Origin of the sequence: Bradyrhizobium sediminis (genome assembly GCF_018736105.1) — a bacterium.
Lineage (GTDB): Bacteria > Pseudomonadota > Alphaproteobacteria > Rhizobiales > Xanthobacteraceae > Bradyrhizobium.
In genome coordinates, this window is sequence record NZ_CP076135.1 from 2,555,134 (window position 1) to 2,574,258 (window position 19,125).

Consider the following 19,125-nt stretch of genomic DNA (forward strand, 5'->3'; position numbering starts at 1 on the left):
TGCTGGCCGACAGGCAGGAGCGACGATAGATGCGTGACCCGGATATGGAAAGGCCCTCTTTGGCCGCAAAACGCGATTTCGATCTGCTGCCCCGAAGCGCAGAAATCGAGGTGCAGCCCGCGCAGCGTTCCGAGCTTGGTGCGTTGGCCGACATGGCCAACCGGCTGGTGCCGGGAGTCCAAATGACGGAACCGGATCTCGCGCGGTATTACGCATTTGATCCCGGCAGCATTCTGACATTCAGCCGAAAGAGGAAATTGCTCGGTGCAGTGGCGTTTCTCTATCTCAACGACAGGGGTCATGATGCTCTCATTCTCGACGACATCAATTTGACGCATCCCGATCTTGGACTGCTTGCCGGTGCATCGGAGGAGGTGTCCGCCATCTATGTCTGGGCGATCGCAGGCCAGGGCAGGGCGATGGCGGGACTGGGCAACGTGTCGGCGCATCTTTCGCAGCCGCGGCTGGCGCCGGCCGATCTCTATGCCCAGCCGTCGAGCGCGGACGGACGCAACCTGATGATCGCGATCGGCTTCGAACCGATCCCGAGCTATCAGCACGAACTGTGGCGCTACCAGCGTCCATGGAACCGGATTCCGATCAACACGCCAGCAGTCCAACCGGCGGGGAGCTTTGCAGATGCACGGCATTAATTCATCGACGGCGATCAAAACCCAATCGCGTGCGATCACGGTCCGCATCGCGCGCGACCCCAACGACCTGATGCTGATGACGGCGATCCGGTCGGCGGTTTATCTCGCCGAGCAGGATTGCCCGATCGAAGAGGAGTTCGACGGCAACGATCTGGTCGCGGCCCACTTCCTCGGATTTGTCGGAGCCGAACCGGCCGGCTGCCTGCGGGTACGATTTTTCGGCGAGTTCGCCAAGGTCGAGCGGCTTGCCGTGCGTCACCAGTTCCGGCGCACGCGCGTGTCGTTCAAGCTGGTGCAGGCCAGCGTCGACTACATCAAGCGCAAGGGATTCCGAAAGATCTACGGCCAGGCGCAGGACCGACTGGTGGATTTCTGGGCGCATTTCGGCGCCAAGCCGCTCGGCCACAACCGCAAGATCACCTTTTCGGATTTTTCCTATACCGAAATGGTTCTCGACCTCGAACCCGCCGCCGACGCCATCACGCTCGACAGCGATCCCTATGTGATCATCCGGCCGGAGGGCGATTGGGACAGGCCCGGGGTTCTCGACATGTCGGCCGGCCGTCCGGTGACATCACCGCTGCGCACGGCGTGACCTTCGGTGGCATGATGACCCATCCAAAGCTGGCGGTCTCGATTCACGACGATCCGCCGATCCTCGTCTGCGCGGATCTGCAGACCGAATATCTCACCGAAGGCCGCCGTCACGTCATCGCGGACGCCGACGCGATCGGGTCGCGCTGTCTCGAACTGATGACGCTGTGGCGCGACAATCTCTGGCCGATCGTTCACCTGAAGCGGATCGCCCAGGCCGCGTGGTTCAATCCGGCATCGAACCTGACGGACTGGATCGCCGAGCTCAAGCCGCGGCCGGGAGAACTGGCGTTCGAGCATCCGCTGCCATCGGCCTACAGTTCGTCGCGGTTCGCCGAATACATGGCGAACATGAGGAACATCCGCTGCGTGCTGTCGGGATTTTCGCTCGACGAGACCATCCTGTCGACCGTGGTCGACGGATTTCATCGCAGCCATCGCTACCAGGTGGTCAGCGATGCGGTGGCCTGCCGGCGTCCGGGCATCGGCGATGCCGCCTCCTACAAGCTGGCGGTGGTCAATGTGATCGGCAACTTTGCCGGCATCGTGGGGAGCGCCGACCTGATCGAAGCCAATGCCGTGATTTCGGTGTGACCCGATCAGGGCCCGGTTCTGATTCAATCAGAACCGAAACGCTCTAGTTTCGATCGACCCGGACCACGCGGCCTTTTTCGATGGCGAGCGCGAGCTGGCCATGTTTCAGCGCCAGCGCCGCCTCGCCGAACAGTTCGCGGCGCCAGCCATGCAGCGCGCCGACGTCGGCGTTGTCGTCAGCGGCGATCTCCTCGAGATCGCCGACCGTGGCGATGATCTTGCTGGCGACGGCGTGACGCTCCGAGGTCATCCGCAGCAGCACTTTCAGAAGCTCGACGATCGCAGCGCCGTTCGAATTGCTGCGTGGCTTCTCGATTTTCGGCAAGGAGGCGAGGTCGCGGGCGAGGCCGCGCTGCACCGCGGCCACGATATCGGCGCCCCATTTCGACCGGTCGAAACCCTTCGGCAGCGAGCGCAGATTGGCGAGGCGCTCGAGGCTGGTCGGCGCATGGGTGGCGATGTCGCCGACCGCATCGTCCTTCAAGACGCGGCTGCGCGGCACGTCGCGGCTTTGCGCCTCCTGTTCGCGCCAAGCCGCGACCTCCATCAGCACCGCCAGCTCCTTCGGCTTGCGCACCCGCGTCTTCAGCCGCTCCCAGGCCCGTTCGGGGTGGAAGTCGTAGGTCTTCGGCGAGGTCAGAACGTTCATTTCCTCGCTGACCCAGTCGCTGCGGCCGCGCTTCTTGAGATCGGCGTCCAGCGCCGCGAACACCTCGCGCAAATGGGTGACGTCGGAGACCGCGTAGTGCATCTGCTCCGCCGAAAGCGGCCGGCGCGACCAGTCGGTGAAACGGTGGGTCTTGTCCGGCCGGTGGCCGCAAATGCGCTCGACCAGCTGGTCATAGGCGATGGAATCCCCATAGCCGAGCACCATGGCTGCGACCTGGGTGTCGAAGATCGGGTGGGGGAGGATGCCGGCCTGATGCCAGACGATTTCGATGTCCTGGCGGGCGGCGTGGAACACCTTCAGCACCTTCTCGTCGGCCATCAGGGCGAAGAACGGCTTGAGGTCGATCCCCGGGGCCAGCGTGTCGATCACGACCGCCTCCTCGGCGCTCGCCATCTGCACCACGCAGAGCAGGGGGTAATAGGTGGTTTCCCGCAGGAATTCGGTATCGACGGTGATGACGGGGTGTTTCGCGAGCCGGTCGCAAACCGCGGCCAGTTCCGAGGTGGTGGTAATCAGATCCATGAACGGTCCATAACGCTTCTGAGGACCGCGTTCTGCCGAAAGTGCTGATATGTCAAGGGTCTTGCGGCGAATTCGAGCCTTGCATTTCCGCAACCTCAGTATCTGCCGCAGGACTCGAGGGCCGCCTGGGCCTCGAATTCAGGCCAACGCCGGTTTCGTCAACCGGCACAGGAACCAGACCCGTCAGGTATCGCTGACACGCCGGGAGGGCCGCCGCTGCGACGGCACGGCTAGCACGACGATGCAGAGCGCGAGCATCGCCAATCCCATGAACTCAAATACCAATGCGTCAAACACGAGCGTTCCCCCCAGCCAGGCCGTTAGACTTGTCGGCAACGCATTGACCGTTTCTTAATTCCTGCGGCGCGGGAGGCCTGTGCCGCGCCGGATGTTTAACGGCGGGTTAGCGCGTCATGTCCCGCAAAAGGTCTGCAGCACGCGCTGGTGCGGCTCGGGCGGTTCGGCGTAGCCCGCAAACGCCGGCTGGTCCTCATAAGGATTTGCCAGCACCGTTAGCAGCTCCTCGAACGGCGCAAAATCGTCGCGGTTGACGGCGGCTTCGATCACCGCCTCGACCCTGTGGTTCCGCGGAATGAAGGCGGGATTGACCGCGCGCATCGCGGCTTGCCGCTCGGCCGGGGCCTGCGGCTCCCAGGAGATCCGCTGCCGCCAGCGCGCGGCCCATTCGTCATAGGCGGCGGGGTCCGCGAACAGTTGCCGGACTTCGCCTTCGCCATCGGGTTCGAGCGCGGCGTCGCTCAGCCGCCGGAAGGTCAGGGTGAAGTCAGCCTGGTTCCTGGCCATGGCGTCGAGCAGATCCTGCACCAGCGCCTCGTCGCCGTCGCGCGCCGTGAACAGGCCGATCTTCTTGCGCAGGCCGGCCTGATAGGCACTGCCGAACACCGCCACGAATCCGTTGATCGCCGATTGCGCCTCCGCGATGGCCTTGTCCCGGTCGTCGGAAAGCAGCGGCAGCAGGCATTCGGCCAGCCGGGTCAGGTTCCACTGCGCGATCCGCGGCTGGTTGGCGTAGGCGTAGCGGCCCATCTCGTCGATCGAGCTGAACACGGTAGCGGGGTCGTAATGATCCATGAAAGCGCAGGGGCCGTAGTCGATGGTCTCGCCCGAGATCGAGGTATTGTCGGTGTTCATGACGCCGTGGATGAAGCCGACCAGCAACCAGCGCGCCACCAGTTCGGCCTGCCGCGCGATCACGGCTTCGAGCAGCGCGTGATAGGGGCGCTCGGCGCCGGCGGCTTGCGGATAGTGCCGGGCAATGACGTGATCGGCGAGTTGCCGCACGCCCTCGGTATCGCTGCGCGCCGCGAAGTATTGAAACGTGCCGACGCGGATGTGGCTGGCGGCGACGCGGGTGAGCACGGCGCCGGGCAGCGGCGTCTCGCGCATGACGTTCTCGCCTGACGTCACGGCGGCGAGCGATCTCGTGGTCGGAATGCCGAGCGTGGCCATCGCCTCGCTGACGATATATTCGCGCAGCACCGGACCGAGCGCCGCGCGGCCGTCGCCGCGGCGCGAAAACGGCGTCGGGCCGCTTCCCTTGAGCTGGATGTCGCGGCGGACGCCGTCGGCGTCGATCACCTCGCCGAGCAGGATGGCGCGGCCGTCACCGAGCTGCGGAACGAAATGGCCAAACTGGTGGCCGGCATAGGCCATCGCGATCGGATCGGCGCCATCGGGGACACGTTTGCCGGCGAGGATTTCGGCTCCCTCGGGGCTGTCGAGCAGGTCGGGATCGAGGCCGAGATGGACCGCGAGCGGCCGGTTCAGCTTGATCAGGCGCGGGGAGGCGACCGGCGTGGGCGCCACGCGGGCGAAAAAGTTCGCCGGCAGCGCCGCATAGGTGTTCTGGAAGGGGAAATGGACCGTCATGAGGTCAAGATAGGCGCGTCCGGGGAATAGACAATCTCCTTGCGCCGTCGGCGGCGGGAGGGCCGGTTTTTTCGCCCGCTTTTCCGGCTCCGTCACCGGTTTTGCGGCCCAAAATCGGTCCTGCATTCGGTTGCCGCGCCTGACCGCGTCGGGTAAACCCTGACCCTCCTCGGACGGGCTTTTGGCCTCGATTCGACCTCTCCGACATCAGTTTTTGGGAATTCCATGCATCGTTACCGGTCCCACACCTGCGGCGCGCTCCGCGAGAGCCATATCGACCAGACGGTTCGGCTGTCGGGCTGGTGCCATCGTATCCGCGACCATGGCGGTGTGCTGTTCATCGATTTGCGCGACCATTACGGCCTGACCCAGTGCGTGGCCGACCCGGATTCTCCGGCCTTCAAGGATGCCGAAAAGCTGCGTTCGGAATGGGTGGTGCGGATCGACGGCAGGGTCCGCCGCCGTCCCGCCGGCACCGACAATCCGGAACTGGCGACCGGCATGGTCGAGATCTACGTCAGCGAGATCGAGGTGCTCGGCCCGGCCGCCGAACTGCCGCTGCCGGTGTTCGGCGAGCAGGAATATCCTGAAGACATAAGGCTTAAGTACCGGTTCCTCGACCTGCGCCGCGAGAAGCTGCACCAGAACATCATGACCCGCGGCGCGATCGTCGATTCCATGCGCAAGCGGATGAAGGAGCAGGGCTTCTTCGAATTCCAGACCCCGATCCTGACGGCGTCGTCGCCGGAGGGCGCGCGCGACTTCCTGGTGCCGTCGCGGATTCACCCCGGACAGTTCTACGCGCTGCCGCAGGCGCCGCAGCAGTACAAGCAGCTCTTGATGATGTCGGGCTTCGACCGCTACTTCCAGATCGCGCCGTGCTTCCGCGACGAGGACCCGCGCGCCGACCGCTTGCCCGGCGAGTTCTACCAGCTCGACGTCGAGATGAGCTTTGTCACCCAGGACGACGTATTCGAGGCGATGGAGCCGGTCGTTACCGGCGTGTTCGAGGATTTCGCCAAGGGCAAGCCGGTGACCAAAGGCTGGCCGCGGATTCCCTTCGCCGAAGCCTTGCGCAAATACGGCAGCGACAAGCCCGATTTGCGTAATCCCATCGTCATGCAGGACGTGTCGGAACATTTCCGCGGCTCCGGCTTCAAGGTGTTCGCGCGGATGCTGGAAGACCCGAAGAACCAGGTCTGGGCCATTCCCGGCGCCGGCGGCGGCAGCCGCGCGTTCTGCGACCGGATGAATTCCTGGGCGCAGGGCGAGGGCCAGCCCGGGCTCGGCTACATCATGTGGCGCGAGGGCGGCGAGGGCGCGGGTCCCCTGGCCAACAACATCGGAGCGGAGCGCACCGCCGCGATCCGCGCGCAGCTCGGCTTGAAGGAAGGCGACGCCGCGTTCTTCGTCGCCGGCGATCCGGAAAAATTCTGGAAGTTCTCCGGCCTTGCGCGCACCAGGCTCGGCGAGGAGTTGAACCTGATCGACAAGGAGCGGTTCGAGCTCGCCTGGATCGTCGACTTCCCGATGTACGAGTACAATGAGGAAGACAAGAAGGTCGACTTCTCGCACAATCCGTTCTCGATGCCGCAGGGCGGGCTCGAGGCGTTGCAGACCCAGGATCCGCTGACCATCAAGGCGTTCCAGTACGACATCACCTGCAACGGCTACGAGATCGCCTCCGGCGGCATCCGCAATCATCGGCCCGAGGCGATGGTGAAGGCGTTCGAGATCGCCGGCTACGGCGAGAAGGACGTGGTCGAGCGGTTCGGCGGCATGTACCGCGCGTTCCAGTACGGCGCGCCGCCGCATGGCGGCATGGCGGCCGGCGTCGATCGCATCGTGATGCTTCTCTGCGGCACCACCAACCTGCGCGAAATCTCGCTGTTCCCGATGAATCAGCAGGCCGTTGACCTGTTGATGGGAGCGCCTTCGGAGGTCACGCCGAAGCAGTTGCGTGAACTACACATCCGGCTCAATCTGCCGCAAACCTGAAAACTGGTCACTGAAGTCTCAATTCGGGGCCGAGCAAGCCGCGAGGGAAATGTATGTCGTCCCATTCTGAAGATCTGCAATCGGCGGCGCTCGCCTATCACCGGCTGCCTCGTCCGGGCAAGCTCGAGATTCAGGCGACCAAGCCGCTCGCCAATCAGCGCGACCTGGCGCTGGCCTATTCGCCGGGCGTCGCCGCCGCCTGCACGGCGATCGCCGAAAATCCCGCGGAAGCGGCATCGCTGACCATCCGCGCCAACCTTGTGGCCGTTGTCTCCAACGGCACCGCCGTGCTCGGCCTCGGCAATATCGGCCCGCTGGCGTCGAAGCCGGTGATGGAAGGCAAGGCGGTTCTGTTCAAGAAATTCGCCGGCATCGATGTGTTCGACATCGAGATCGCCGCCGATACCATCGAGCGCGTGGTCGAGACCGTGGCGGCGCTGGAGCCGACCTTCGGCGGCATCAATCTCGAGGACATCAAGGGTCCGGAATGTTTCGAGATCGAGGCGCAGCTCAAGGCGCGGATGAAGATCCCGGTATTCCACGACGACCAGCACGGCACCGCGATCATCGTCGCCGCCGCGATCACCAACGGGCTGCTGCTGAACGGCAAGAAACTTTCCGACGTCAAGATCGTCACCTCCGGCGCCGGCGCGGCGGCGATCGCCTGCCTCAATCTGCTGGTGTCGATGGGGGCGCAGCGCAAGAACATCTGGGTCTGCGACATCGACGGCGTGGTGCATGAAGGCCGCAACACGCTGATGGACCGCTGGAAGTCGGTCTATGCGCAGAAGACCGACAAGCGCGTGCTGGCGGACGTGATCGGCGGCGCCGACATCTTTCTCGGCCTTTCGGCGCCCAATGTGCTGAAGCCCGAAATGGTGAAGGCGATGGCGGACAAGCCGCTGGTGATGGCGCTCGCCAATCCGACGCCGGAAATCATGCCGGACGAAGCCCGCAAGGCGCGCCCCGACGCGATGATCTGCACCGGCCGCTCCGACTTTCCCAACCAGGTCAACAATGTCCTGTGCTTTCCCTTCATCTTTCGCGGCGCGCTCGATTGCGGCGCCACCGCGATCAACGAGGAAATGAAGAAGGCCGCGGTCGATGCGATCGCGCAGCTGGCGCGCGATCCGCCGTCGGATGCCTCCGCGCAGGGTTTCGACAGCGGCGAAGCGCAAGGGTTCGGTCCGGGCTCGCTGATCCCCAGTCCATTCGATCCGCGGCTGATCCTGCGCATTGCGCCGGCGGTCGCCAAGGCGGCGATGGAGTCCGGCGTCGCCTCCCGCCCGATTGCGAACATCGAGGACTACGCCGCCCAGCTCGAGCGCTTCGCGTTCCGCTCCGGCCTCGTCATGAAGCCGATGTTCGCCAAGGCCAGGACCCAGCCGGTCCGCGTGATCTATGCGGAAGGCGAGGACGAGCGCGTGCTGCACGCGACCCAGGTCGTGCTCGAGGAAAATCTGGCGCGGCCGATCCTGGTCGGACGTCCCTCGGTGGTCGAGGCGCGCATCAAGCGCTTCGGCCTCGCCATCAAGGCCGGACGGGATTTCGACCTGGTCAACCCCGAAGACGATCCGCGCTACCGGTCCTATGTCCAGTCCTACATCGATGTCGCCGGCCGGCACGGCGTGACCCCGGACGCCGCGCGCACGGTGGTGCGTACCAATGCCACGGTGATCGCCGCGCTCGCGGTGGTGCGCGGCGAGGCCGACGCCATGATCTGCGGCGTCGAGGGCCGCTACATGAGCCATTTGCGCCATGTCCGCGAAATCGTCGGCTTCCTGCCCGGCGTCAGCGATTTTGCGGCGCTGGCGCTGATGATCACCAGCAAGGGTGCCTATTTCATCACCGATACGCAGGTGCGGCCGAATCCGAGCGCCGAGGAGCTTGCGGAAGTGGCGGCGCTGGCGGCGATCCATGTCCAGCGCTTCAACATCAAGCCCAAGGTCGCCTTCGTCTCGCATTCCGATTTCGGCAGCTACGACACCGACTCCTCGCGCAAGATGCGCCGCGCCACCGCGCTGTTGAAGGAGAACCATCCGGAGATCGAAGCCGACGGCGAGATGCAGGGCGATACCGCGCTCTCCGAAGCCGCGCGCAAACTGATCCTGCCGCATTCGAAGCTGGAAGGCGTCGCCAATATCCTGATCATGCCGAACCTCGATACCGCCAACGTGGCCTATCAGATGATCAAGGTACTGGCCGACGCGCTTCCGGTGGGGCCGATCCTGATCGGGCCGTCGCGCCCGGCCCATATCCTCACCCCCTCGGTGACCGCGCGCGGCATTCTCAATATGACGGCGGTTGCCGCGGTCGAAGCCCAGGAGCGCGCCGGCCGCCAGCAACCGACCCTGTTTGGCTAGGGCGGCGGAAACCGGCCAGCTGCAGCCGTCGTTGTTTCGGATTGATTTGACTGTTTGAAAAGCCGAGGCGGAGCGCCCATAATCGCTCCGCCGCCGCGACATCGGCATTTGCAGCATTCAACGAGGCCAACCATGCCAGCGTTTGTTACTTTCGGGCGAATTCTGTTCGCCGTGCTATTTATTTATACGGGAGCGACCAAGCTTTTCGGCATCCAGGCCACCTCGGAATTCATCGCAGCCAAGGTCGCCATTCCCGCTCTGCTCGCGCCCTATACCGCGCAGCTGGAAACGATGACCGGGATGACCACGCCGCAGATGCTTGCCATTGCCGTCGGCGCCTTCGAGGTGATTGCCGGATTGATGATCGCGCTCAATTTCGGCGCGCGGTTCTTCGCCATTCTGCTGATCTTCTTCGTGGCCGGGGCAACCTTCTACTTCCACGATTTCTGGAATCAGTCGCCGCCGGAAAGCGCCAAGAGCCTGGTGGATGCGCTGAAGAATCTCTCGATCATCGGCGCGCTGTTCATCATCGCCGGCTATGGCCGGTCCTCGGAGACGCCGGAGCCCGCCTATAGCGACGTCTGAGCGATCCGACGCCACGGCGTGACGCTGACGCCGCAGGCGGGATCGAGCATCCGGGCCTCGCCGGCCGCAAGGCCATGGGCGGCCAGGATCTCCTCGGGCGAGCGTGCCGGCACGCCGGGAAAGCAGGGCTCGCCGCCCGGTAGCTTCACTCGCGGCGCCTGCGACAGCCAGAACGTGTCGTAGCGGTCCATGAACATTCCGAATACGTCCGGCCCGCCGATCACGGCTATCGTGCCGGCGTGCACGCCGGCGCGCTCGCAGGCGGCCTCGAAGGAAGCCCCGGCTGGATTCCACAGGATGGCCCTGGGATTGGATGGATCGGGCGCGAGCGAAGCGACCGACCGGGTCAGGATGATCCGCTTTCGCTGCGGCGAGTTCGGCTGATCCTCGAAGGAATTGCGCCCATGCACGATCAGGTCGGCATCATCGAGCGCCGCGGTGAAGAACCGCTTGTCGCCGTCGAACTTCAGTTCGTCCGGCATCATGCGGGCGGCGTTTGCCAGCATGCCGTCGGCGGACACGATGACATAGCCGTCGATGCGCAGCCGCGGCATCTGCGTTGTCGCGCGGCTTGCGCTATTCCGAGATCGTCTGCACCACGCTGTTGAGCGGGCGGCTGCTCACGGTCGGCAGCTTCATGTCCTTGACGACGCTCTCGTCAAACTCGGCGATGGTCTGCACCGGCGCCTTGGCCCTCATCTGCACGACCTTGTAGCCGCCGGCCTTCAGCCTGTGCAGCAGTTCGGGCAGGGCTTCGCCGGTGTGCTTCTGGAAGTCGTGCATCAGGATGATGCCCTTGCCGAGCTTGTCGACCTTCTTCATCACGCTGTCGATGATGGTCTGGGCCGTCCTCGCCTTGAAGTCGAACGAGTCGAGATCGCAGGAGAAGATCCCGATGTTGCGCTCGCCGAGATAGGTCACCATGACCGGCGGATGTTGCAGCGCCGGGAAGCGGAAGAACGGCGACGGCGCGGCGCCGAGCGCCCATTTCACCGCGCTGAAGCCCTTTTCGATTTCTTCCTTGGCCTGCGCCTCGGTCATCTTCTTGTTGTTGAGGTTGGCGTGCGACCAGGTATGCGATCCGACGGTGTGCCCGGCGGCGGCCACCTGCTTCAGGATCTCCGGATAATAGCTGGCGTGCTTGCCGATCGGGAAGAAGATGGCCTTGGTGCATTCCTGGGCCAGCGTCTTCAGCACCGAGGGCGTATTGACCGGCCATGGGCCGTCGTCGAACGTCAGCACCACTTCCTTGTCGCGCAGGAAATCGAGCTGCTTGAAATGCTCGAAGCCGAAACCGGGTCCGCCGGTGGTGTCGATCTCCACCACGCGGGCGACGCCCAGCGCGTCAGGGTTGGCGCATGCGGCTTTCGCGGAAGCGGGCGCCGGGGCCGGCGCGGGAGCAGGGGCCGGTGCAGCGGCCGGGGCGGCCTGGGGCGCGGCCGCGCTCTTGGCGCCGGTGGTGGCTTGCGACCATGCTGCGCCCGTTGCACACAGCGAAACCGCGCCTGCAAAGATCAAACCTGCCGCAATACGCATTGGCTATCCCTCGAATTGATCCCAAGCCCGGGCTTGTGACGCTCGCCCGAGCCGTTTCCCGCCCCTGATCATGGTAGCCTAGTTGGACCCGCGCCGCCACGGCAACGGCTTTTATCCCCTGTGGCCGATTTGTCGGCCAGTCCGGTTAATTCCGGGGAGAGGCTGAGCTCAGGAGGCCGCGAGCGCCCGCGCAATGGCGGTTCTTATTCGCGTGTCGGTCGGTTCGACGCGCTCCGGAAAGACCTCGGCGATATAGCCGTCGCGGCCGATCAGATATTTGTGGAAGTTCCAGCGCGGGACATCCTTCGGGCGCGCGTCGGCGGCCCATTTGTAGAAGGGATGCGCAGTCGGGCCCTTGACGACGGCTTTTGCCGTGATCGGAAAGGTAACCCCATAGTGCTGCTGTGCGGTGTTCGCGATCTCCGTGGCGCCGCCGGGCTCCTGTCCGCCGAAATCGTTGGAGGGAACGCCCAGAATCATCAGGCCGCGGCCCTGAAACTCGGTCCACAGCTCCTGCAGGCCGGCATATTGCGGGGTGAAGCCGCAGAGCGAGGCCGTGTTGACGACCAGGATCGGCCGGCCGGCGTAGTCGGCGAGCCGGATATCGCCGCCCGCCAGCGCGGGAAACGAGAACGCGTAGGCGGTGACCCGGCTGATCGGGGCCTGTGCGAGCGCGTGCCGTGTCGAGGCCGGACTCGCGACCACGGCCAGCGCCGCCATCAGAATGGTCCTGCGGTCGAGCATCGTCATCTCTCTTCATCCGCGATCCGGTTCGAGCCACGATAGCGCAACCGGCAAGCCGATGCCTTTCAACAAGGCGTTATGGCCGGGCCGGCGGAGCGGGGCACCACGGCAGCTGCAGCAGCGGGGTGTAATACGGCCGCCACTGACAGATCGGCTCCGGCCCTCTGCGCATGAAGGCGTATTTGATCGGTTCGGCCTGGCCGACGGCGATATGCAGTCCGAACAGGACCGCGCCGATCGCATAAGTCCATTTGCGAAAGCGCAGATCGGCCAAGGAATCCAGCAGGATCGCGCCGGAGAGGATGATCAGCGGATCGGTGAAGATGAAATATTCGGATTTTAAACCGCGCCGCACGCCGAGCGCGTCGATCCCGGTCGCCGCCAGCAACAACGCCAGCGCCTGGATCGCAACCAGCCTCTCGCCGCGGCGCCATGCGTAGACAATGCCGGGCACGATCAGCCAGGTGAGAAACACCGTCGGACGCGGCGAGGAGTGCAGCACGAAAGTGTAGCGCGCCAGTACCGACGCGATCCCCTCGAGCAGCAACCGCAGAATTCCGGCAAGGCTGGAGCCGCTGGCGGCATCCGACGTGGCCGCGTCGGCAAAGGTCAGCATCTTCTCCAGCGGATTGATCACCGCAATCACATTGCCGGCGTTGTACTGGAGATCGAGCGCGAGCAGCGTGACCAGGGCGCTGGCTGCCATTGCAGACATCGACGCCAGCGTTTCGGCCGCGCTGATCCGCCAGATCGCGGCATAGGCGATCATGCAGCCGGCGATCAGCATCGACAGCGCCGCCTGATAGATGCCATAGCGGCCCAGCAACAGCGGCCGGAATTGCGCGGCCTCGAGCAAGGCGCGGTCGAAGCCGGTCGCGATCAGCGGCCACGCCACCCATGCCGCCGCAAGCGCAGCGATCGCCGCGACAACCGCCGCCAGCCAGGCCGATGGCGTGTCGTTCCAGAACGCGACGCTCGCGCTGTCGCGGCTTCCGAACGGCAGCACCAATAGCGGCAGCGCACCGATCAGCAGGATGACCTGCACCTTGTTCTCGAGACCGAGCACGCATAATCCGGCGGCCAGCGCCATCCAGAGCGGACGCGCGATGCCGGCGCTACGCCCGATCGCGATCAGGATCAGAAGCGCAAAGATCACCGGGCACGCCGCCACCAGTTCGCTGCGCAGGATGCGCGAATGCACCGCGATGCCGCCGGAGAAGGCGAAGGCCAGCGTCGCCAGCATGGCGACGCGCCAGTCGCGCACCACGCGGCGGGTCAAGCCCGCGAAAATCAGCACGCAGCCGGTCGCGATCAGGAAGGCCAGCAAGCGTCCGGCGCGCACGGCGCTGGTCATGGCGGCGTCGAAGGCGGCCACGTCGGATGCCGGCGGAATGGCCGACAGCGACCAGGCGTCGAGCAGGCCGAGCGCGTGCAGCAGCTGAAACCACAGTTTTGTGGACAGGATGGTGATGTAGGCGGTGTGATCGAAGAAGCGTTGCGGCTTGCCGTCGTTGAGGGCAAGCGCGTTGTAGATCACCATGAAATCCATGTCGGCGTTGCGCCAGTAGATCAGGGCGTAGCCGTACAGGAAGAATGAAAAGGCGAGCCCGGCGACGATCGCCGCCAGCCCCCGGCGCCGGCCGAGAAAGGTCAGCCGGTCGAATGCGTCCCTGGTCGCCGTCGTCGGCGGTGCAGGGGCCGTGGTGGGAAGCTCATTCATGCCGGCGGTCTTTTAGCTGAGCCGCCGGGCCAAAGCCTAGCGCAGCGGAACGATGAAATCCGTGCCTTCGCCGGTTTCACCCTGCCTGATGCTCTGGTCGGACACCACGATCGAGCCACCGGTGGTAAGCGCCTCGGCGATGCGCGCCATCGCATCCGGCGGAATCGTGATGCGGTCCAGCGCCTCGGCCGGGCTGTTCGGCGCCGGCAACGGCTTCACTTCGGCGGGCACAGCACCCGCGACCTTGCGCCGCCGCGAGATGCGTTCGTCGTCGTTCTTCTGCGCGTTGCGCGCCGAAACCGGCAGCGACACCACCGACCAGCGCAGCGTGTTGGGATCGCTCTTGTCGGCCTCCGCCGTGAATACATGGGTGCCCAGCAGGCGGTCGCTCGGCGAGATCGTCACGGGGACGTCGAACACCGGCTTGAAGTTCTGCCGGACATACAGTCTGCCGTCCTTGTGGCTGATGAACACCGCGATCTGGCCTTCGCGCTTCGGCTCCGCCTTTGCGGCCTTTTCGACCGCCGGCAGGCGCGCGGGATCCTTTTTTACTTCATCCGTTTTCACGTCGGGCGCGGTGGCGGGCGCATCCGCGACCGATTTGGCGGGCTCGGCCGGCTGCTCGGCCGCCTTCGGTTCCTCGGCCTTGACGGTCTCGGCCTTGGGCGGTTCGGTCTTCGCAACACCCGCGGTCGTTTCCGGCTGGGCTTCGGCCTTTGCCGCCGAATTGTCGGCTGCAGCGGGCTCAGCCGCCTTGACCTCGCCGGTGACGATGTCGGCCGGTTTGGCATCGGCCGGCTTGTCCCCGGACGCCGCCGCATCTGCGCTCTTTGCACTCCCCGGTGCAGCCTCGGATTCGGCGGTTTCCGGTTTGGCCTCGTCGGATTTCGCGGCGTCCGGCTTCGCTTCGGAGCCTTCCGCGGCCTTGGCCGGAGCGGCCTCGCCGGCGGATGAAGCGTCGGACATGGTGACCGCGGCATTCGCCGGCATGGCGCTGCTGGCGTCGGCGGTCTGGGTCAACTGGCGGTGGCCGACGGTCGATCGCAATTCAAGTTTCGTCTCGGCGGTATCGACCGGTTGGGTCGCCGGCCTGGCGTCGGCGCCCTTGTCGGATTTCACGCCGAGCGGCGCATCCACCTGCGGGGCGTCGTTGGCAACCGGCACCACCTTTTGGGTCACCAGCAGCGGATGCGAGAAACTGGCGGGCGTCATCTCGCCGGGGGTGACGACCACCCGCGCGCCCATCCGGGTCCAGTTCCACATCTTCTGGGCAAACGCCATCGGCATGCGGATGCAGCCGTGCGACGCCGGATAGCCCGGCAGCACGCCGGCGTGCATGGCGACGCCGGACCAGGTGATGCGTTGCATGAACGGCATCGGCGCGCCGCTGTAGATGTTGGAGTGGTGCAGCTTGTGTTTCTGAATGATGCTGAACACGCCCATCGGCGTCGGATGACCCTTCATCCCCGTCGAGACCGGGCTTTCGGCAAAGAAACCGTTGGCGTCGTAAACCCTTACCTTCTGCTTCTCGATCGAGATCGCAATGATCAGCGGTCCGACCGGCTTGGCGACGGTTTCCTTTTCCGCCGCGGGCTTGGCGGTCGTTTGCCGGCGCGGCCGTTGCCGGCGCGGCTGAACCGTCGGGCCCGGCCGATAATATCCGGGTTCGGAATATCCCCAGTAATAGAGCGCGGCTTCAGCCTGCGAGGCGGAGCCGATCGCTCCGGCCGCCGTCAAGGCCGCGATTCGCCAGAGCCATCCGGTCGCAATCGTCGCAACAGAAATCCGATGCCCGCCCACGCGCAATATCCTCGAATCCCAAACTGTGAATGTTTAGTTGTCGCAGACGCGCAACACGTTCACCAGCATTGGCCGCGCGAGACCTACGACTTTCGCTCAAGAGTAGCAAAAAAGCCTCACATTCGGTTAAACGGCCGCGGTTATTGGCTACCGCCAACCTTCCTGCGGGGCTCACGCGCACCTACATGGGTGGAAACCTCGCCAACGGAGACATCCATGACATGCAAAGCCCTGAGCCCGTATGACACCAAATGGACGCTTTGGGCCTTGCTGGCGCTGGTATTGGCGCTGGCGCCGGCCGCGCCGGCATTCGCAGCCGACGAGCCGGACCTGATCTTTCGCCGCTCGACCGTCTTCAAGTGGATCAGCCCCAACGACAAGCTGGCGACCTATGCCGTCGACGATCCCGAGGTCGAGGGCGTGGCTTGTCACTTCACGGTGCCGGAGAGAGGCGGCTTCAAAGGCTGGCTCGGGCTTGCCGAGGAAGTGTCAGATATTTCACTGGCTTGCCGCCAGATCGCGCCAATCCGCTTCAAGGGCAAACTGGAGCAGGGCGACGACATGTTCCGGAGGCGCCGCTCGCTGTTCTTCAAGAAAATGCAGATCGTCCGCGGCTGCGACGCCAAGCGCAACGTGCTGGTCTATATGGTGTACTCGGACAAGCTGATTGAAGGGTCGCCGAAGAATTCGACCTCCACGGTGCCGATCATGCCGTGGGGAGCCGCCGACGGCACGGTTCAGAAATGCGGCGAGTTCATCCAGTGACCGAAGCCTGAGCCTACCGCTTGGCCGGGCCGGGGCGGGCCTTGGGCTCGCGGCAGCCAACCAGCTGGACGAATTTTTGCGGCGTCGAGTAGTTGCCGTTGTCGCCGCATTGCTGCGACATCGCGCCACAATTTCCCGGCCGTTTCATCCTCACGGTATTGGGAGCTTCGATCCGCGGCTCGCCCGGCTTGCGAGTCGGGGTGTCATTGCCAACATCGATGTTGCCATTGCCCACGACTGCGATCCTTTGCTTTGATAAAAACGCGCCAACGCTCCGAAAGGTTGCACGTCATTCGGGTGAGTCGGCTCCGGCGGGACTTCGGTTCAAGGTCGTCGCGTTGCCGAGGGGCCCTCTCCACCACAGAAACGTTAAAAAGTCGGATGGAGCTTTGAACCGGCGGGTTTTGCGGTTCGGCCCGCCGACCCCGGCGCCGGAACGGATGGCCGAAATCGGCCAGTGAACGACTGCGGCTGGCCCAGCGGACCAGTCTCCCATTGGGCCAGCTGAAATCACTGGAGTTTTCGGGCAATTGTTTCGTCCGGCAGCCGCCGACGAAACAATTCTCCCGGCGACGAAACCATTTCCCGTTTCTGGCGCAGACATCCGGAAACAACAGATGGTTATCAGGTTCTCCACCAAAACGGCGGGCAACGCTTGGCAAGCCCAACCGGAGATAGTCGAATGCGGACCTTCAGTTTCATCCTTGCCCTGGCGTTTGCGCTGACCGGACCTTCGATGGCCGGTTCGTCGGATAGCGCTTTGCCGGGCATCGGTACCTTCGCCTATAACGGGTCGCCGATCGCTGCCTCTGCTCCTCAGGCTATCGTCGTTGCCGCCCGCTGAGGCGGCAGCCGAGCCAATCAAAGAAAGTTGCCGGTAAGGCCATCATGATTTCAAGCATCCGTTGCGCCGTGATCGTCGCCTCCCTGGCTCTGGCCGGTGCGGCACAGGCTGAGGTCTCGCAAATCCCGATCCCGCAGACCAAGCTTCAGCAGATTCAATTTCGTTCGCTGTTCAAGATGCCCGATCCCCGCGGCGAGTTCGTGCGCCTGTGCTCGCCCCATATGCTCGGCCGCTGGGCGCATCCGGAATCCGTGTGCGGCTGCCTGCACGATTACGCCGCAGCCACCGTCGAAGACGCCGACCTTCGCGAAGCGCTGCTGCGTGGTATCAGCGAGACCGGCGTGCCGACCATCGAGACCGAATGGGTGCCGCCGGCCAAGCAATCCCAGATCGGCCCGACCTTCACCAAGATCGCGAAGCCGACGCTGCAATGCATGTTCGAGCCGCTGAACTGACTGCCGCAATCCTTTGGGCGACGCCTGTTCCTGCAATGGCCCGCAGCCTGCGGGCTCGACACGGCTACAACCCCTGATGTAACCGTGGCAGCCTGAGGGGCCGGTCCAACGATCCGCCGGCATGAGGGGGCAAATGCAGCTGCGGCGAATCCTGATGCCGTGCGCGGCGCTTGTCGCGCTGGCGTTCCCGGCCGCCGCCGCTCCCGACGAAGAATTGCTGGGCAAGAGGGCCGGCTATCCGATCGGCAGCCGCGCCAGCTGGTTCTACGACGAAAGCGTGCGGGTTGGTTCGTTCAGCAACCTCGACACGCTGTTACCCCACTACACGCTCGAGAAGGCAGCCTCACCGCTGCCGCTTCCCGGCGCCGCCAGCCCGCCGAAGTTCGAGTACCGGTTCGAAAACCGTAGCCATACGCTCGATGATTTTCTCGCACGCCAGCGCGTCACCGGCCTGCTGCTGATCAAGGACGGCGAAGTGCTGTTCGAGCGCTATCAATATGATCGCAAGCCGTCGCAGCGCTTCGTTTCCCACTCGATGGCGAAATCCATCGTCAGCATCGCAGTCGGGATGGCGCTGGCCGAAGGCAGGATCGCTTCGCTGGACGATCCGGTCTCCAGATACGTGCCGAAGCTTGCCGGCAGTCGCTATGGCGAGACGTCGATCCGCAACTTGCTGAGAATGTCGTCAGGCGTCGCATTCAGCGAAGTCTATGACGGCAAGGACGATCTGACGCGGTTCTCGGTGCTTCGAAACTGGCATGGATCGATCGAAGCATTGCGTGAATTCAGGGTTCGCGAGGCGGAGCAGGGCGCCCGCTTTCACTATGCCTCCAGCGAAACCGTCGTCCTGGCGGTGCTGCTGCATGCGGTGACCGGAACGTCGCTCAGCGAATACCTGACCGCACGGCTGTGGCAGCCGATGGGCGCGGAAGCCGATGCGACATGGGTCAAGACGCCGGACGGCATTGAAAGCGCGTCGGGAAGCTTCAATGCAACCCTGCGCGACTACGGACGGCTGGGCGTGCTGCTCGCCAATGACGGCGCGGTCGGCGCGCGGCAGGTCGTGCCGAAAGATTATCTGCTCGAAGCGACCGACTGGCGCCGGCAACCCGAAGCGTTCGCGCCGGGGCGCGCCACGCCGTTTTTCGGCTATGGCTACCAGTTCTGGACCTTTCCGGGCGAGCGGCGGAGGTTCGCCTTGCTGGGCGTCTATGGCCAGTCGATCTTCGTTGACCCCGAACTCAAGCTCGTGATGGTCGTTACAGCCGCGGCAAGGAATGCCAGCGTCGAAAAAGAGTCCTTCGCAGCGGAGCGCGACGCAGTCTGGCGCGGAGTGATCCGTAAATTCGGGAGCCGGTAGGGATCGCTGGCGGCGCCAAGCCAGCCGGCGAG

Annotated in this window: 18 protein-coding genes; 10 read left to right on the forward strand and 8 right to left on the reverse strand. The window is 64.6% G+C overall.

Going from position 1 to position 19,125, the window contains the following annotated elements; genetic code table 11:
* The first annotated feature begins 29 nt into the window (after nt 1-29).
* From KMZ68_RS12135 to KMZ68_RS12145, 3 genes are read left to right on the forward strand one after another with little or no spacing between them, the layout of a single operon-like run.
* Nucleotides 30-653, forward strand: a complete 624-nt coding sequence (locus tag KMZ68_RS12135) for a hypothetical protein (RefSeq protein ID WP_249779600.1) — start codon at nt 30-32, stop codon at nt 651-653.
* Nucleotides 640-1,248, forward strand: coding sequence for a GNAT family N-acetyltransferase (locus KMZ68_RS12140; RefSeq protein WP_215615984.1), 609 nt, complete (start codon nt 640-642; stop codon nt 1,246-1,248). Before KMZ68_RS12135 ends, KMZ68_RS12140 begins: the two co-directional genes overlap by 14 nt.
* Before the next feature lie 29 nt (nt 1,249-1,277).
* Nucleotides 1,278-1,841: an isochorismatase family protein gene (locus KMZ68_RS12145; protein WP_215616304.1), complete on the forward strand. Its 564-nt coding sequence runs from the start codon at nt 1,278-1,280 to the stop codon at nt 1,839-1,841.
* A 43-nt stretch (nt 1,842-1,884) separates the two neighbouring features.
* Here KMZ68_RS12145 and rnd read toward each other — a convergent pair whose 3' ends face one another.
* On the reverse strand, nt 1,885-3,033 hold the full coding sequence (rnd, locus tag KMZ68_RS12150) for a ribonuclease D (RefSeq protein ID WP_215615985.1): 1,149 nt from the start codon (nt 3,031-3,033) through the stop codon (nt 1,885-1,887).
* Between the two features lie 411 nt (nt 3,034-3,444).
* On the reverse strand, nt 3,445-4,923 hold the full coding sequence (locus tag KMZ68_RS12155; RefSeq protein ID WP_215615986.1) for a protein adenylyltransferase SelO: 1,479 nt from the start codon (nt 4,921-4,923) through the stop codon (nt 3,445-3,447).
* Between the two features lie 225 nt (nt 4,924-5,148).
* On the opposite strand from KMZ68_RS12155, the gene aspS reads away from it, so the two are divergent.
* From aspS to KMZ68_RS12170, 3 genes are all read left to right on the forward strand, one after another.
* A complete protein-coding gene (gene aspS, locus KMZ68_RS12160) occupies nt 5,149-6,921 on the forward strand; it encodes an aspartate--tRNA ligase (protein ID WP_215615987.1) in 1,773 nt (590 codons plus the stop codon).
* Nucleotides 6,922-6,974: 53 nt separating this feature from the next.
* Nucleotides 6,975-9,284, forward strand: coding sequence for an NADP-dependent malic enzyme (locus KMZ68_RS12165; RefSeq protein WP_215615988.1), 2,310 nt, complete (start codon nt 6,975-6,977; stop codon nt 9,282-9,284).
* A gap of 132 nt (nt 9,285-9,416) precedes the next feature.
* On the forward strand, nt 9,417-9,869 hold the full coding sequence (locus tag KMZ68_RS12170) for a DoxX family protein (protein WP_215615989.1): 453 nt from the start codon (nt 9,417-9,419) through the stop codon (nt 9,867-9,869).
* Here KMZ68_RS12170 and KMZ68_RS12175 read toward each other — a convergent pair.
* The 5 genes from KMZ68_RS12175 to KMZ68_RS12195 form a co-directional block, all read right to left on the reverse strand.
* Nucleotides 9,854-10,423, reverse strand: a complete 570-nt coding sequence (locus tag KMZ68_RS12175; protein WP_215615990.1) for a dihydrofolate reductase — start codon at nt 10,421-10,423, stop codon at nt 9,854-9,856. The genes KMZ68_RS12170 and KMZ68_RS12175 overlap by 16 nt on opposite strands.
* A gap of 22 nt (nt 10,424-10,445) precedes the next feature.
* On the reverse strand, nt 10,446-11,405 hold the full coding sequence (locus KMZ68_RS12180) for a polysaccharide deacetylase family protein (protein ID WP_215615991.1): 960 nt from the start codon (nt 11,403-11,405) through the stop codon (nt 10,446-10,448).
* 168 nt (nt 11,406-11,573) lie between these two features.
* On the reverse strand, nt 11,574-12,149 hold the full coding sequence (locus KMZ68_RS12185) for a glutathione peroxidase (RefSeq protein ID WP_215616305.1): 576 nt from the start codon (nt 12,147-12,149) through the stop codon (nt 11,574-11,576).
* Nucleotides 12,150-12,225: 76 nt separating this feature from the next.
* Nucleotides 12,226-13,869 (reverse strand): hypothetical protein, encoded by a 1,644-nt coding sequence (locus KMZ68_RS12190; protein WP_215615992.1) that lies wholly within the window; start codon nt 13,867-13,869, stop codon nt 12,226-12,228.
* 36 nt (nt 13,870-13,905) lie between these two features.
* Complete coding sequence (locus KMZ68_RS12195) at nt 13,906-15,615, reverse strand: L,D-transpeptidase (protein WP_249779634.1); 1,710 nt, start codon at nt 15,613-15,615, stop codon at nt 13,906-13,908.
* A 270-nt stretch (nt 15,616-15,885) separates the two neighbouring features.
* Between KMZ68_RS12195 and KMZ68_RS12200 the strand changes: the two genes are divergently transcribed.
* The gene (locus KMZ68_RS12200; protein ID WP_215615994.1) at nt 15,886-16,434 is read left to right on the forward strand and encodes a CreA family protein; all 549 of its coding nucleotides are present in this window, start codon (nt 15,886-15,888) and stop codon (nt 16,432-16,434) included.
* A 13-nt stretch (nt 16,435-16,447) separates the two neighbouring features.
* On the opposite strand, the gene KMZ68_RS12205 is transcribed toward KMZ68_RS12200, so the two are convergent.
* Entirely contained in the window at nt 16,448-16,669 is a 222-nt protein-coding gene (locus KMZ68_RS12205; RefSeq protein WP_249779601.1) for a hypothetical protein, read from the reverse strand.
* Nucleotides 16,670-17,116: 447 nt separating this feature from the next.
* Between KMZ68_RS12205 and KMZ68_RS12210 the strand changes: the two genes are divergently transcribed.
* From KMZ68_RS12210 to KMZ68_RS12220, 3 genes are all read left to right on the forward strand, one after another.
* Nucleotides 17,117-17,278: a hypothetical protein gene (locus tag KMZ68_RS12210; RefSeq protein WP_215615995.1), complete on the forward strand. Its 162-nt coding sequence runs from the start codon at nt 17,117-17,119 to the stop codon at nt 17,276-17,278.
* A gap of 44 nt (nt 17,279-17,322) precedes the next feature.
* Complete coding sequence (locus tag KMZ68_RS12215) at nt 17,323-17,733, forward strand: hypothetical protein (RefSeq protein WP_249779602.1); 411 nt, start codon at nt 17,323-17,325, stop codon at nt 17,731-17,733.
* 133 nt (nt 17,734-17,866) lie between these two features.
* A complete protein-coding gene (locus KMZ68_RS12220) occupies nt 17,867-19,093 on the forward strand; it encodes a serine hydrolase domain-containing protein (RefSeq protein ID WP_215615996.1) in 1,227 nt (408 codons plus the stop codon).
* The last annotated feature ends 32 nt before the right edge of the window (nt 19,094-19,125 follow it).

What these genes read in the sequence shown, in the direction of transcription:
- KMZ68_RS12135 (WP_249779600.1), top strand. Translation starts at nt 30, where the DNA reads ATGCGTGACCCGGATATGGAAAGGCCCTCTTTGGCCGCAAAACGCGAT.
- KMZ68_RS12140 (WP_215615984.1), top strand. Translation starts at nt 640, where the DNA reads ATGCACGGCATTAATTCATCGACGGCGATCAAAACCCAATCGCGTGCG.
- rnd (WP_215615985.1), bottom strand. Translation starts at nt 3,033, where the DNA reads ATGGATCTGATTACCACCACCTCGGAACTGGCCGCGGTTTGCGACCGG.
- KMZ68_RS12155 (WP_215615986.1), bottom strand. Translation starts at nt 4,923, where the DNA reads ATGACGGTCCATTTCCCCTTCCAGAACACCTATGCGGCGCTGCCGGCG.
- aspS (WP_215615987.1), top strand. Translation starts at nt 5,149, where the DNA reads ATGCATCGTTACCGGTCCCACACCTGCGGCGCGCTCCGCGAGAGCCAT.
- KMZ68_RS12165 (WP_215615988.1), top strand. Translation starts at nt 6,975, where the DNA reads ATGTCGTCCCATTCTGAAGATCTGCAATCGGCGGCGCTCGCCTATCAC.
- KMZ68_RS12170 (WP_215615989.1), top strand. Translation starts at nt 9,417, where the DNA reads ATGCCAGCGTTTGTTACTTTCGGGCGAATTCTGTTCGCCGTGCTATTT.
- KMZ68_RS12175 (WP_215615990.1), bottom strand. Translation starts at nt 10,423, where the DNA reads ATGCCGCGGCTGCGCATCGACGGCTATGTCATCGTGTCCGCCGACGGC.
- KMZ68_RS12180 (WP_215615991.1), bottom strand. Translation starts at nt 11,405, where the DNA reads ATGCGTATTGCGGCAGGTTTGATCTTTGCAGGCGCGGTTTCGCTGTGT.
- KMZ68_RS12185 (WP_215616305.1), bottom strand. Translation starts at nt 12,149, where the DNA reads ATGCTCGACCGCAGGACCATTCTGATGGCGGCGCTGGCCGTGGTCGCG.
- KMZ68_RS12190 (WP_215615992.1), bottom strand. Translation starts at nt 13,869, where the DNA reads ATGAATGAGCTTCCCACCACGGCCCCTGCACCGCCGACGACGGCGACC.
- KMZ68_RS12200 (WP_215615994.1), top strand. Translation starts at nt 15,886, where the DNA reads ATGACATGCAAAGCCCTGAGCCCGTATGACACCAAATGGACGCTTTGG.
- KMZ68_RS12210 (WP_215615995.1), top strand. Translation starts at nt 17,117, where the DNA reads ATGCGGACCTTCAGTTTCATCCTTGCCCTGGCGTTTGCGCTGACCGGA.
- KMZ68_RS12215 (WP_249779602.1), top strand. Translation starts at nt 17,323, where the DNA reads ATGATTTCAAGCATCCGTTGCGCCGTGATCGTCGCCTCCCTGGCTCTG.
- KMZ68_RS12220 (WP_215615996.1), top strand. Translation starts at nt 17,867, where the DNA reads ATGCAGCTGCGGCGAATCCTGATGCCGTGCGCGGCGCTTGTCGCGCTG.